The following is a 14,580-nucleotide window of genomic DNA, read 5'->3' as shown; positions in this document are numbered from 1 at the left end:
TCACCATAGACGATCGCATCATCGATCGCCGTTCCAATCGCTACCGCCAAGCCGCCTAATGTCATGGTATTCAACCCGACTCCCAACCATGACAATACCAACATCCCAAATAGTAAGGTCAAGAAAAAGTCTAATAAACATACTGCCAGAATCCGCCAATTTAGCAGAAATGGAATCAGAATAATCGCCGCGATGATACTACCCTGAATCAACGAGGAAGTGACATTATCGACGGAAGATTCGATATAGCTATCTTGCCGAAAAGTAGTGGTCACTTTGATATCCTTGGGCAAGCCAACTTTAATTTCGGCGACCGCTTTTTCTACCGCTCGGCTGACAGTCGGCGTATCGTAGCTGGGTTGCTTATTCACCATCACGATAATTGCTGGCTTGCCGTTAAAACTACCATCGCCCCGTTTTAGTGCCGCACCAATTTGGACATCAGCGACATCTTGCAATCTAACAGGGGTGCCATTGCGAGATACAATTGTCGATTTCTGGAGATCTTCGATCGATTCGATCCTACCGATCCCCCGAATCAAGCTCTCGGTATCGGGAGTGATATAAAAACCACCTGCGGCATTAACATTCGCTTTTCTAGTCGCTTGGGTAACTTGGTCTAAAGTAATATTAAAAGCTGCTAATTTGACGGGATCGACTAATACTTGAAACTGTCGCTCATCGCCACCAAACACCAAAACTTGACTGACTCCTGGCACGGCGAGGAGGCGATTTGTCACTTGCCAATCAACAATCCGCCGCGCTGCCATTAAGGAATTTGGTTTAGCACTCTGCTCGCTATCGGCGACGGTAAAAGCATACTGCACCACCAAACCGACGGGCGAAGTTGTGGGAGACATTTGGGGTGGTTCGACTCCTGGCGGTAGCTTACTAACGGCTTGTTGCAGTCGCTCGGTAATCAGTTGACGCGCCTGATAAATGTCAGTTGACCAACTAAAGACCGTCCGCACTACTGAAATTCCCGCCGCACTCGACGAACGCACGGCAGTGACTCCAGGCGTACCATTAATCGCACTTTCGATCGGTAATGTTACTAGGGATTCTACTTCTTCTGGTGCGAGTCCGGGGGCTTCGGTTTGGATTTCCACTTGGGGCGGCGCAAAAGCTGGCAATACATCCAACGGCATCTGAGGAATGACATAAACTGTCCACAATGAGACGATAACAGCGGCTAGTACGACCAGCCAGCGACGGTTAATTACCCACTGAACGATATTTCCGAGCATGTTTAGTGTTAGATACGAGGATAAGTGTCAGCGAATTAATTAGCGAACCGAACATCATAATTACTAGTCATCGATTTCAATAAAACCAGCCGATATAGGGAGGTTCGGCATCATCATCATCTGTTGTCTCATCGATCGGGATCGACCGATCTCGACCGCCTAGCGGCGCGCTTGCGCGTTCGAGATCTAACTCTGACATTGGTAATTCGTCAGCGGGAATAGTTTGCACTTTTTTCGCCAGATCGAGCGAATGGATTGAAGCATTTGCGATTCGATTGCGTCTGTTATGCAACCAAAAGGCACCACCGATAATCATGCCTAAAAATGGAATTAAGCCCCAAATTAGATTGACAGTAAATATTTGATTCATAACAACAGGAGTAGTTGCACTAGGTTACTTTTAGCTAGTAGAGGGAACAGCCATCATCTATGATTGAGACAATATCGATTCTCCAATGGAGACGCTACGCGAACGAACTTATCTAGATAGTACTTTGCCTGATGTTAATGATGTTGTTACGCCAATGCTATCGATAGCGATTCTCGTTCCGAGAGGCTTCGCCAACGTCCCGCGAAGTAGCACCAATCTGTGGATATCGCTTGGAGTCTGGAGAATTATGCTGTTTGGGATCTGCCTCAATTGCGGGTATTTCCTCCTTGGGCAGATAATTCAGTTCGTCCTCTGGCTCGATAAGATCGGTCGAACTAGCGTTCCGTTCGCTTCTTTTCTTTAACCACCAAGCACTACCGCCGAGAATAGCCCCAACAGGTACTAATCCCCAGATGAGATAAGTTGGTATTTGGTTTTGACTGACAGCATTGTCAGGTTTAGTTTCTGTTGTTGGCTTATTCTCACTTGCTGGCTTCTTTTTCAAAGATTGAGCATAGAGTTGGGGAGCGCGTTGACTTACCACCAAGTCTCCAGCAAACAGTCCCGTCTTGACTTCGACTAGATCGCCAACGGTTTGTCCGAGGGTGACGGTTGTGGGCTGATAGCCGTTGCCACTTTTGACATATACTAATTTCTCTTGGTCTGCTTCTACTACCGCAGCAGCCGGAATTACGACTACTGGAGCAGTAATTTGACCTGTCGCCAGCTTGATTTCGGCGAACGTTCCGGCTTTGAGTAGCCCTTGGCTATTATCCAAGGTTGCTTGAACGGGGACTACACGGCTCTGAGCGTCTACTGCCGTTCCAATCCGCGAGATTTGACCAGAAAACACTTTATCCGCCATTCCAGGCACTTTCACATTAACCTGCTGCCCGATTTTTAATCGTCCTAAATCGCGTTCGTAGATATTCGCCGTTGCTAATACCTGTCGATCGTCGGTAATCGTCATTAACCTCGCACCAGCATCCGCGACAGACTGCCCGATCGTGATTTCGCGATCGGCGATCGTCCCATCGATCGGGGCGGTAACGGTGACGATGCCCTGGGCATTAGCCCGATCTCCCAATTGTGCCAGTCGTCCCTGGTAACTAGCGTCGCTGAGTCTGAGCTGAGTTTGCGCGGCGATTACGGCTGAATTCGCTCTTTGGAATTGCGCTTGGGCTTCGACTACCGATTTTTGGTTCATCGCTCTAGCTAGTTCGGCTCTGGCATCAGCTACCTGCTTTTCGGCATCCCGCAATTCTCGCAGGGGTAGATCGGTTTCGGCTTTTCGCAAGTCGGTGGCGGCTTGGGCTACTCCTGCCTGACTTTGCGCTCTGACTAATGCAGTTCGCGCCTCGGCGAGTTTAGCCTGAGATTCTAACATCTGACGGCGTGCTAGTGCCCCACTCTTATTTAGTTCTACATCCTTTTGGTAACGCTCTTGGGCTAACTCTAGTTCGGTTCGAGCGGAGCTAATCTCAGCGGCGGCAATTTGTTGTTGACGCTGATAGCTGGTTCTTGCCGCCTGGACGATCGAGCCACTTTTTACTAATTGCTGCTCTCGTGCCAGTCGAGATTGCGCTGCTGCTAATTGACTGTTGGCTCGATCGGTTTCAGCGTTAGCGATTTGGACGATTTTTTGGTAACTCTGTTGGGCGAGATTGCGATCGGTTTGAGCTTGTTGGAGCAGCGCGATTGCTGTCGATCGTTTTTCGAGGGAACTCGTCCGCAAGTCGTTAAGTTCGGGGCTAGAGAGCGTCGCGAGGATTTGCCCTGCTTTGACTCTCGCTCCAGGTTGTACGAGTAGTTGTACGAGTTTGCCCTTAATCGGCGCGGTGACTTCTACTTTTTTGCTAGGTAATAATTCGATTTGCCCAGTAGCAGCAATTTCGACATTCAAGCTTTGTTTTTTGGCAGCGACTGTTTGCACTCCAATCTGTTGAGCCGTTGCTCCATCAACCTGCACTTTGGTACTTTTCGTTCCCTCTTGAGAGCTAAATTCATCGCCATGCCCAGCATGGGCGAGTACTGATGGAGATACTAGCAAGATCCAGATGGGTAGTAATAGCCAGCTTAACCGCCCCACTGCGCGAACGGCTGGATGACGATTGGAGGATGAAGTTGTGTATGAGTTGGTATTTATAGCCATAGTCGCTCAACTAAACGCCGATAGTTCCTAGTTTTGCAGTGCTAGATGAAATTCAGGTGAATTAAATTCATCTAAATTTCACTAACGGATTTTAAACTGAGTGCTTGACCGATTCAATTGCGAGTTGTTATTAGCGTCTAGTGTTGGGAGTAATTCTTTGGCACAGCCGCTGGAGCAATAGCAGCTCGCGATCTAAATACCCGATCTCTTAGACAATCGAACATGCCAACTCTAATCAAATTGATTCATATATTAAATAGAAAGAGCGAACATTCACAAAAGATTTTGCACCAACAGACAGATTTACAAACTAGTTGCCTGCTAATTCAAGCTGGAGCATCTTCACCAAACGATTCTCCGCAGGAGAGACTACGCCAACGCAAAATAGCGATCGGATTGCCAACAATTGGGGCGATTATTGTGCTGGGATTGGGCGGATTAGGTAGAATCGAATCCACTCTGGCAAAATCTCTGGATTCTGCAAGTATCGATAAATCGTCACAGATTCTCGCCCAAACTACTCCTGCAACCCCAACACCTAACAATAATACCAAGCTTCAAAATAATCTCAATCTTCCCAAAACAGGTAATGAGGTTCAGATTACTGGCAACAAATCTATCACTCTGCAACAGGCGATCGACATCGCATTTGGTAACAATCGGGAAGTTCAAGCCGCTCGGCTGACAGTAAATCGCTCTCAAGTTGGAATTAGTGAAGCGCAAGCCGCTCAAGCAGTGCAAGTAGGATTGACAAGTACAGTCCAAAATCAAGGATCGCCATTAATTGTCGGTACTCAATCTCAATTTGGCAACAGCACTAGTACAAATATCCAAGGCAGCCTCCAAGCTACCTATAATATTCTGAGCGCAGGTCGAAACCAGAGCAGCGTTCGCGCCGCCGAAGAGCAAGTTAACTTCGACAGGCTCGATCTAATTCGGGTCGAACAATTGGTACGCGGCCAGGTCATCACAGCATACTACGATCTCCAAGCCGCCGATTCATCCGTCATCATCAATCAAGCCGCCGTCGCGGATGCAACCCGTAGTTTGAGCGATGCTCAACTCCAAGAAAAAGCTGGTGTAGGTACGAAATTTGACATCCTCCGCGCTCAAGTCCAACTGGCTACTGCCAATCAGGATCTCACCAACGCTCAAGGGCAACAGCAAACCGCCCGTAAAAGGATCGCCCAGCGACTGAGTGTCGATAACAATACTGAATTTAAAGCTGCCGATACCGTGCGTGAGTTAGGAGCTTGGGGCTATTCTTTGGAAGATAGTGTGGTCTTAGCATACAAAAATCGCCCCGAAGTCAAGCAACAACTAGCCCGCCGCACCATCAGCCAACAGCAACAAATTGTTGCTGCTGCGGCTGACTCCGCTCAGGTCGATCTTTTTGCCAACTACACTTTGGGCAAAAGTCTAACAGCTTCTACTTCTGCTCAAGATAACTATAGTATCGGCGCACAGTTGAGGTGGAACTTCTTTGATGGTGGTTTTGCCAGAGCTGGCTCAAACAGAGAACGAGTCAATCAAGAGATTTTTGAAAACCAGTTTACGACCACCCGCAATCAAATCCGATTTGAAGTCGAACAAGCTTACAACAGTCTCAGCTCCAATCAAAAAAATATCGCGACTTCTGCTCAAGCTCTCCAACAAGCTGAGGAAAGTCTCAAACTAGCTCGTCTGCGCTTTCAGGCGGGGGTGGGTACGCAAACTGATGTCATTCAAGCCCAGACCGCTCTGGCTCGCGCTCGTGGCAATCGCATCACGGCGATTATCGATTACAATCGCGCCCTATCTAATCTGCGTGTCGCAACACTTACAGGTGCATAAATCGATCGAGCAGAGCGTTAGCGTTTTATAAATCAATAAGGGAAGTGCGGCAACTGCCGCACTTCCCTTAAAATTCAACTAAGTTTTTGATGTGGTCTAATTTTATTGGCTACGAATACCAGCTTAGGCTTTCGATGCTTTCGATACTTTCTTTGGTTTAATTACTTTCTTGCCAGGATGTTTGTGAGGTTTTCCTTGTTTGTTAAACATAGCTACTTCATGAGTTTGGGTGCGAACCGATAGTGGACTGGACTTAGCAGCATTATTGTTAGATTCATTGGCATAGCTAGCTTGACTCAAGACTAGAGTAGCCATCATGCTTGCAATAGCACCCGTTAAAATGTTGTGTTTTTTCATTTAGAGTAACTCTCGATTTGTTTGTAGATGTGAAGCCGTTTACAGCATTTATTAAAATCGTGGAAGTCACGATACATGCAGATCGAATATCGTGCGATCGTTTAATTGCAATCGACATATTTTACTGCAATGCAGAATGCTGTATTTAGCTATGTATAGCTTACGCGCTTAATATGAAATTTAAGTGAAATTCTAGATTCAATATTCATCTAATTTAGTTATTACAACTTTATCATCTAATTATTTCAGATCGAAATTTTGACGAGCGATCGCTATGAGTATGGCTATGAAAAATCACCTCAAAGCTTGAGGTGATGAGAATACTCAATTGTTACGCAGAATCTGGGTTTTCCGAGTATTCGTTAGATAGCTCTATAACATTGGGGTAGAACTATACGCAGTTTAAAACCGGAACGATTTTAATTGGAGATCGACATTACCAAGATAACTGCGATCGGCGATCGCTTGTGGTGGTAATCGTTTAGAATCAATTGCGGCTCTGACTAAATCTTGAGCAGTAATTTTTCCAGTTCGAGCACCATCAACTAATGAACCAAATCCAGGAATAGAATGATCCCGATATTGACCTTGATAAGCACCACTAACCAATTCAAATGGAGTAATATATCCTAAAGAAGGGCGATCGGCTGCTAGTATTAATGGTTTGGTAGATACTTCTGGTTTTGTAAGCATTTCAGTTTTACCTCGTGCTTGTACAGATGTGTTTGCCGCTAATGAAATGGCAACAACTGCTAAACCGATCGACAGATAACGTTTCATAAAAATATACCTTTTACTTTGGATTGAATAACCTCTCTATTTATAAATTAACAATGTAGAATGAAATTTTAATGAAAATATGATGAATTTAAGATGAAATTTTGATTTAATTCCAATTAATTTAAGCTGACGATCGCTATGAAAAATCACCTCAAAGCTTGAGGTGATGAGAATACTCAATTGTTATGCAGAATCTGGGTTTTCCGAGTATTCGTTATATAGCTCTATGACATTGGGGTCGAACTATACGCGGCTAGTTTAAAACCGGATCGGTTTTAATTGAAGATCGACATAGCCAAGATAACTGCGATCGTCGATAGCTTGTTGTGGTAATCGTTTAGAATCAATTGCGGCTTTGACTAGATCTTTAGCAGTAATTTTCCCCCTTCTGACCCCATCAGAAAACGCTCCAAATCCAGGAATAGAATACGCTCGATATTGACCCTGATACGCACTACTCACCAATTCACATGGGGTAATAGAGCGATCGCTCGGTAGCACTACTGGTTTAGTAGGTACTTCTGGTTTTGTAATTACTTCTGGTTTTGTAAGCATTTCAGTTTTACCTCGTGCTTGTACAGATGTGTTTGTAGCTAATAAAATGGCAACAACTGCTACGCCGATCGACATATAACGTTTCATAAAAATACACCTTTTACTTTGGATCGAATAACCTCTCTATTTATAAATTAGCAATGTGAAATGAAATTACGGTGAAAATACTATGAATTTAAGATGAAATTTTCATTTAATGTCGATCGAGTTAAGTTGTTGACAGTAATTCTTGCTAAAAAAACGGTTGAACTGGCTGCTCATGCCATTTCCTTGCCAATAAAAATTTCACTTCAGAGCTATATAAAATATTCCAACTATCAAAAATATCATCTATGATAATGTCTTCTGAAATTTTTGGATACGCTTCAATTCCTGTCATCGCAATAGTTATAGGTGGTATTATCGGCTCGATCCAGCAGCCAAGTACAGCATTTAACAGTACCGTTCTGCATTTTGCCGCTGGGGTAGTCTTTTCTGTCGCAACAGTTGAATTATTACCCGATATCATCAAAAAACATGCGCCGCTCGAAGTTGCGATTGGCTTTGGGTTGGGTACTGCTGCAATGCTGCTAGTCAAATTTCTAGCTGAGAAATTGGCGGATGAGAGCGACACCACGATCGATAGTAAGGTATTACCAATTGGCATGTTGGTAGCTTTAGCAATAGATCTAGCGATCGATGGCTTATTATTAGGTGTTGGTTTTGCAGCAGGAAATAAAGAAGGTATTTTATTATCGATGGCTTTAGGAGTAGAAGTTTTCTCGCTAGGGCTAGCTGTAGGCTTAACTTGTAAAAAAAGGGATATATTACTCCAAAATAGTTTAATAATATTATTAGGATTAGGAATGACTTCTTTTGTCGGTTCGATGATTGGCACTACATTCCTGATAAATCTATCGAGAGAATTACTTGAGTTGGTTTTATCATTTGGATTGGCTGCTTTGCTATTTCTAGTCACAGAAGAGTTGCTGACCGAAGCCCATGAGGAAGAGGATACACTTTTACAAACAAGTGCATTTTTTGGGGGATTCTTACTATTTTTAATAATAGCAATGGTAGTTTAGAGGATAATTACGATCGCAAGAGTAGTTATCTTCTGTAACCGATCGATTGCTAGTTTTTAGAAAGATTCCAAAAATGGATGACCTCGATAATCATCGTCACCGCCCAGACAAAGATACTAATGTCAGCCGCCGCTGCGATGTCTTTAATTAATCTTCAAACTGCGAATAAACTTCACTGTAAAAATACTCCCTTTCCCGATCTGACTCCAAACTGTTAATTTCCCGCCATGAACATCGACGATCGATTTAGCGATCGCGAGTCCCAATCCCGTACTCTGTTGAGGTGGTAAGGATTTAGATTCGATGCGATGAAATCTGTTAAATATTAGCTCTTTATCTGGATCGGAAATACCGATGCCATTATCTTTAACTTGGAATGAGATATCGTTAAGATTTTGAGTCAGGGAAACCGCTACTTTTCCACCTGTGGGAGTGTATTTAATCGCATTGTCGATGAGATTTGCGCCCATCCGGTAGAGTTGCTCGGAATTACCATCGACCCAAATTTCCACGTCAGGATCGAGATCGCTACAGATATCGATCGATTTAGCCGTTGCGGGAATAGCAAATTCTTCGACTAAATCTAGGACGATTTCTGTCAGACAACATGGTTCTAAACTAGGCTTGTTATCTGGACGATCGAGGCTAGATAAAAATAATAAATCGTTGACTAAGCCAGCAATCCGAATATTTTGTCGCTCGATTCGATCGAACCAATTAGTTAACTCTGGAGCTATGTGTTGATATTCCGCACGACCATTTTCAATAATTACTTGTAACGTGGCTAAAGGAGTGCGTAACTCGTGGGCAGCATCAGCAGTAAATTTTTGCATTTGCTGGTAAGACTGCGAGAGTGGACGCATTGCTAATCCGGCGAGATACCAACTGGCAATAGCCACAATAAAACCGATCGCGATAATACCGATCGTAATAATTAAATGGATATTATTCAGGTATTCGTGAATATCTGTTAAATCCCGTCCTACTTGTAAATAGCCCCAAAGTTGACGATTGGGTGTATGAATTTCTAGAGTAAGTTGCTGATAACCTTTGCCAGATCGATCGTGAAAATGATCCCAACGCGAATTTTCTAGAGAGCTTAATGAGGATTTTAGAACATTTGGGTAGATACCTAACGTCGCTCTAGTTTTGCCACTAGTATCCATAAAGCTAGCATAATATCGATCGATATTAACTAATGTATGACGATGCTGCTGTTGCCATTGAGTTTGACAGTTTAAGTAAATCGGACAAAGTTCGGGAATTTTAGCGTATATATCTGCTGGTATTCTTCCGGGAATGGCTAATTTATATTCAACATTATCATGAATATTACTAGCGAGTGATGTTATCTCTTTTTGCACCGATCGATAACTGAGATTGGTAACGATTCGATCGAACACATAGCCGACTAATCCTAAAGTACAGCCCATCACACTAGCATAGGTTAAAGTCAACAGCCAGCGTTTGCGTCTAAATAATCGATCGACATTTCTACTAGTTTCCACAATCTTATACTCAAATCGAAGTTGGTGGATTTAAACGATAACCAATACCATGAATATTCTCGATTTCTAAGCCGATTGGTAATTGAGATAACTTTTTCCTCAATAGTCTAATTTGAGCGGGTAAAACATTACTAGCTCGATCTGTTGCTAAATCCCACGCGCGATCGCGCAATCGATCTGCTGGTACGATTTGTCCGTGATTAGTCATCAAATATTCAAGAATTTGATACTCTTTACGAGTCAGAGTTACTGTGGAAATTTTGCCAAATTCGCTATGTTTTAAAGTATGTGTTTCTACTTCGAGACTAAAATTTCCCAGCTTAATTTGCGCCGATTGAAATTGAGCTGGGCGACGGCTGAGGGCGCGGATGCGGGCGAGTAATTCGATCGTGCTAAATGGTTTGGCTAAATAGTCATCAGCCCCAGCGTCTAAGCCTGTGACGCGATCGTGAATATCGTTTCGAGCAGTTAACATCAAAACAGGTAATTGCTGCTGTCGTTGGCGCAAGCGACGGCATAGATCGATGCCTGAAATCCCTGGCAACATCCAATCGATAATCGCCACATCATAAATAATATCTGGTGAAGATAGAAATTCCCAACCGAGATCGCCATCTGTAGCTCGATCGATCTCGTAGCCTTCACGTTGCAGCAATCGTTCGATCTCGGCTCCTAAATCTAGTTCGTCTTCGATTAATAGAATGCGTACCATCCGATCTTATTATTTTATTGACAAAGTTAATTATCTCAATCTGGTAACTTTTCAGCTACATCTTCCCGCTGCGAAAAACCCCAAGCGAAAATAATCCCGACGATCGCAACTACTAATATTTCAGGAATCTCTAGTTCGGGAAATCCCGCTCTCACCAAAAGTTTGATACCAACCAGCCCAACCGTAATATAGCCAGCATCTTCTAAATAAGTATACTCATCCAGCCAGCGAATAAATAGTCCTGCCATAAATCGCAGCACGATAATCCCAATTGTCGCACCGCTAATTACCAGCCATGTATCGGTAGATACCGCAATTGCAGTAGCAACACTATCTAAAGAAAAAGCTAAATCGGTAATTGCGATCGTTGGAATTGCTTGCCAAATACTGGTGAATTCCGATCCATGATGCTTGCCATCCGCACTCTCTTTAGAAGTAAAATACTGAAATACCAACCACAGCAAATAAGCCGCACCTAAAACCTGAAATTGCCAATAACGTACTACCCAGGTAGCTGCTAAAATCAAGATCATTCTGAGGATATAGGCGAGAATCAGACCGATATTCAATGCTTGACGGCGTAGTTTATCATCAGCTAATCCTTGAGATATTGAAGCTAGAGCGACGGCATTATCAGCAGATAATACCGATTCTAAAGCAACCAGTACTAACAGCGATACTGATGTATTTAGATCGACATTAAATGGTAAATCGAGCATTTTGTCAATTATATAATTTTAGGGATAAAGAGGGCGCGCAATAAATTAAAACGGATTTACGATCGGTCGCTATAGTACTACTCAATAAAGTCACCAAATATAAATAACTAAGCTTATGCCCCTACCAATCTTCGATCGTTGGATAGGGGCATTAACAAATGTTAGTAGTTATCTTTTAAAGCTAAACCGACTGTTAAATTTTTCGCCTTTAACATCAGTTTGGAGTACGACTTTATAATCTCCTGTTGCTGTCGTCATTAGTTTGGCTACATACTGCTTCTCTTCAGCATTATAGGGAACTGCGATCGTTTGACTGGTACCATCTGGTAATTGCACTTGAGCCGTAAGTTTAGCGTCAGTAATCTCTTGGTCTTTCTCACCATGCAGCTTGATATCTAGATGAGTTGAATCTTTTGCTGGATCGGAGGCGAATTCTACATGATATTTTCCAGATTGCACCACTTGACCACTATGACCATCTTTTTTGTCCCCTTTACTATGGTCGTGACCATCACCTTCGCTATGCTTTTCCCCATCTTTAGTGGCTGTAGTAGTTTCTGTTTTAGCTGTTGGCTCTGAAGTTGCGGTAGTTTCTGTTTTAGCTGCTGGATTTGAAGTTGTGGTAGTTTCTGTTTTGGCTTTATTATCATTACTACAAGCCCCTAAGAAGAGTAAGCTGGCACTAACTAAAGTAACTAAGCTAATGTTGAAAAATTTCATAGATTTTTAATCCTCACTATTGGGTTAATGAACAACGAAAAAGTAACTATTTTTGCTACTTCAGGTTTAGTATAACTGTTTAAGGATTGATGAGTACAGTTATTTTTATAAGTCTTATTCAGCAATGAATATAGAATCTAAGCTGTGCCTTATCTACCTGCGGATCGTTATAATCGATCGATTAGCTGGCGATCGATCGACTATTTGAAGCTATTAATGTTCTTACTGGTTTTTTCTGTTTAGAACCACCTCCTTCAGTATGTTTTATCTTATCTTTATCAGTCTCCCCATTTTTAGGTGTTGGAGTGAAATTTGTTTTGTCGCGCTCATGTTTATTGAATTTAAAAGGATTGCGACAAGCACCTAGATATATTAAACTGACACCACCTAAAATAATTAAGCCAATTTTGATAAGTTTCATGAGCTTATAATCCTTACTAATAAGTTTACATGTGCATGAAAAATTGTTCTGGCTTGGTTTCTTCCTCTTTCTTCGGAAATAAATGTTTGCCAAACTTAGAATATAGAGCGGGTAATACCAACAACGTAATCGCCGTAGAAGTAAACAAACCACCAAAGACAACGATCGATAAAGGTTGTAATAATTCCTGTCCCGATCCACCTTGAAATACCATCGGTGCTAAACCCAATCCCGAAGTCAACGCCGTCATCAAAATCGCATTTAGCCGCTCCATCGAACCTTTGACAATGATGTCCTTCATTGGCATTCCCTCAGCATATTTAGTATTGTAGTTATCTACTAGTAATAACCCGTTCCGAGTTGCTACCCCAAATAAGGATACAAATCCTACCAAAGATGCCACCGAAATTACGCCACCCGTCAGAGCTACTGCAATTACCCCACCTACCAAAGCAATTGGTAAGTTAATCATAATCATTAGTGTTGACGGGATAGATTTAACAGACAGATACATCAGGACAGTAATAGCCACAAACGCGATCGCGCTGAAAACTAATATGTTTTGAGTGGCGCGTTCTTCAGCTTCAAATTGACCTGCGTATTGAATAAAATAGCCCGTTGGTAATTGGACATTGCTTTTAACTTTAGATTCAATCTCCGTTACAACCGAGCGAATATCACGACCTTTGGCGTTGGCTGAGACGACGATTAAGCGCGAAACATTTTCCCGACCGATCGTGTTCGGCCCCGTCCCTTCTTCAATTTTGGCAATGCTACCCAAAGGAATCTTTTGTTTATCTGGAGTATCGATTAAGAGATTGCGGATAGTATCTAGATTTTGCCGTGCTTCGGGTTTTAGCCAGACCAGTAAATCGAAGGATTGTTGATTTTCTAGTACCTTGGAAACGACCTTACCATTGAGGGCAGTTTCGATCGTCTCTGATAAATCGCCTACTGTATGCCCGTAACGACTCGCCGCATCCCGATCGAATTTAATTTGAATCTGCGGTACTGGCAATTGGGGTTCGAGTTGTAGATCGACGACACCATCGACTGTCTTCATCTGCTGTTCTATTTGCTGTCCGACTTTTCGTAGCTCCGCTAAATCGGAGCCAAAAATTTTGACCGCGATCGAACTTCGCACACCTGATAGAACTTCGTCCATTCGATGTTGTAGAAAACCACCGATATTTGCGGCTGCGCCAGGAATTTGCTCGAAGGCTTTTCGCATCACTTTGAGTGATTCTTCCCGATCCTGCATCCCTAGTTTAGTGAGTTCGATATCAACGTGAGCAACGTTTACACCTGCGGCTTCAGAGTCGCCAGCAGCGCGTCCAGCACGAGTTTGGATAAATTCAAACCGCTTATCGTTTTTCAACGATTCCTCAACCACGTAACCTGCTTTGGTGCTACCTTCGAGGGAAACAGTTGGATAAGAAATTAAGGTATTTACCATCGTCTGTTCTTGAAACTCTGGTAAAAATGCCCGACCAAAGGAAGGAATAACTACAATTGATGCGACGGTTAAAACTGTGGCAATCCCCATAATTAACAGAGGACTTTTCATCGCGAAATTCAAACACGCGCTATAAATTGCTTTGCAAAATCTCGCCAGCCACGGTTCTCGTTGTGTCACCTTAGTAGCGGGTAGCAAAATCGCACATAAAGCTGGAGAAACGAGTAAAGATTCTAAACTAGAAACGACAACTACAGCTAAATAAGCAATCCCCATCGGGGTGAAAATCTTCCCTTCAATCCCTGGTAATGTAAAGATCGGTGAGAAAACAATAATCCCGATAATTGTCGCGCCCAAGAGCGAATCACGCACTTCTTGAGAACCTTCAAAAATGATTTCTAGCGGCGTGAGTGGATCGCCATCAGCTTTATTTTCCCGCAAGCGACGATAGGTGTTTTCACCATAAACGATCGCATCATCGATCGCGGTTCCAATCGCTACTGCCAAGCCTCCTAATGTCATGGTATTCAAACCAACGCCCAACCATGACAGCACCAACAACCCAAATAGCAATGTCAAGAAAAAATCTAATAAACATACAGCCAGAATTCGCCAATTCAACAGAAAGGGAATTAAGATAATCGCCGCGATGATACTACCTTGAATCAACGAAGAACGCACGTTAT

The 14,580-nt window shown here is 43.1% G+C and carries 14 protein-coding genes; 2 read left to right on the top strand and 12 right to left on the bottom strand.

What is annotated here, in order from left to right; all coding sequences use genetic code 11:
- The 3 genes from C7B77_RS10205 to C7B77_RS10195 all read right to left on the bottom strand — a co-directional run.
- On the bottom strand, positions 1–1,247 hold a 1,247-nt coding region (locus C7B77_RS10205; RefSeq protein WP_146138257.1), incomplete at its 3' end, for an efflux RND transporter permease subunit.
- Positions 1,248–1,323: 76 nt separating this feature from the next.
- Positions 1,324–1,617, bottom strand: a complete 294-nt coding sequence (locus C7B77_RS10200) for a hypothetical protein (RefSeq protein WP_106303706.1) — start codon at positions 1,615–1,617, stop codon at positions 1,324–1,326.
- Positions 1,618–1,774: 157 nt separating this feature from the next.
- Positions 1,775–3,769: an efflux RND transporter periplasmic adaptor subunit gene (locus C7B77_RS10195; protein WP_106303703.1), complete on the bottom strand. Its 1,995-nt coding sequence runs from the start codon at positions 3,767–3,769 to the stop codon at positions 1,775–1,777.
- A gap of 222 nt (positions 3,770–3,991) precedes the next feature.
- On the opposite strand from C7B77_RS10195, the gene C7B77_RS10190 reads away from it, so the two are divergent.
- Entirely contained in the window at positions 3,992–5,602 is a 1,611-nt protein-coding gene (locus tag C7B77_RS10190) for a TolC family protein (RefSeq protein WP_106303700.1), read from the top strand.
- 123 nt (positions 5,603–5,725) lie between these two features.
- Here the strand turns inward: C7B77_RS10190 and C7B77_RS10185 are convergent, their stop codons facing one another.
- From C7B77_RS10185 to C7B77_RS10175, 3 genes are all read right to left on the bottom strand, one after another.
- Positions 5,726–5,959, bottom strand: coding sequence for a hypothetical protein (locus C7B77_RS10185; protein ID WP_106303697.1), 234 nt, complete (start codon positions 5,957–5,959; stop codon positions 5,726–5,728).
- Between the two features lie 402 nt (positions 5,960–6,361).
- The gene (locus tag C7B77_RS10180) at positions 6,362–6,739 is read right to left on the bottom strand and encodes a hypothetical protein (protein ID WP_106303694.1); all 378 of its coding nucleotides are present in this window, start codon (positions 6,737–6,739) and stop codon (positions 6,362–6,364) included.
- Between the two features lie 258 nt (positions 6,740–6,997).
- Positions 6,998–7,381 carry a hypothetical protein gene (locus tag C7B77_RS10175; protein WP_106303692.1) on the bottom strand — a complete coding sequence of 128 codons (384 nt, stop codon included), beginning with the start codon at positions 7,379–7,381 and terminating at the stop codon, positions 6,998–7,000.
- Between the two features lie 245 nt (positions 7,382–7,626).
- Between C7B77_RS10175 and C7B77_RS10170 the strand changes: the two genes are divergently transcribed.
- Positions 7,627–8,358: a ZIP family metal transporter gene (locus tag C7B77_RS10170; protein ID WP_219892077.1), complete on the top strand. Its 732-nt coding sequence runs from the start codon at positions 7,627–7,629 to the stop codon at positions 8,356–8,358.
- Positions 8,359–8,501: 143 nt separating this feature from the next.
- Here C7B77_RS10170 and rppB read toward each other — a convergent pair whose 3' ends face one another.
- From rppB to C7B77_RS10140, 6 genes are all read right to left on the bottom strand, one after another.
- Complete coding sequence (gene rppB / locus C7B77_RS10165; protein ID WP_106303686.1) at positions 8,502–9,866, bottom strand: two-component system sensor histidine kinase RppB; 1,365 nt, start codon at positions 9,864–9,866, stop codon at positions 8,502–8,504.
- Between the two features lie 10 nt (positions 9,867–9,876).
- On the bottom strand, positions 9,877–10,578 hold the full coding sequence (gene rppA / locus C7B77_RS10160; RefSeq protein WP_106303683.1) for a two-component system response regulator RppA: 702 nt from the start codon (positions 10,576–10,578) through the stop codon (positions 9,877–9,879).
- 35 nt (positions 10,579–10,613) lie between these two features.
- On the bottom strand, positions 10,614–11,309 hold the full coding sequence (locus tag C7B77_RS10155) for a TerC family protein (RefSeq protein ID WP_106303680.1): 696 nt from the start codon (positions 11,307–11,309) through the stop codon (positions 10,614–10,616).
- 156 nt (positions 11,310–11,465) lie between these two features.
- On the bottom strand, positions 11,466–12,017 hold the full coding sequence (locus C7B77_RS10150) for a hypothetical protein (RefSeq protein WP_106303678.1): 552 nt from the start codon (positions 12,015–12,017) through the stop codon (positions 11,466–11,468).
- A gap of 181 nt (positions 12,018–12,198) precedes the next feature.
- Positions 12,199–12,438 carry a hypothetical protein gene (locus C7B77_RS10145; RefSeq protein ID WP_106303676.1) on the bottom strand — a complete coding sequence of 80 codons (240 nt, stop codon included), beginning with the start codon at positions 12,436–12,438 and terminating at the stop codon, positions 12,199–12,201.
- 25 nt (positions 12,439–12,463) lie between these two features.
- Positions 12,464–14,580: efflux RND transporter permease subunit (locus tag C7B77_RS10140; RefSeq protein ID WP_106303673.1), on the bottom strand; the 2,117-nt coding region annotated here is incomplete at its 5' end.

This window comes from Chamaesiphon polymorphus CCALA 037 (assembly GCF_003003845.1).
GTDB classification, from domain to species: domain Bacteria; phylum Cyanobacteriota; class Cyanobacteriia; order Cyanobacteriales; family Chamaesiphonaceae; genus Chamaesiphon; species Chamaesiphon polymorphus.
The sequence above is the reverse complement of the archived record's forward strand: the minus strand, read 5'-3'. Positions and strand labels throughout refer to the sequence as shown.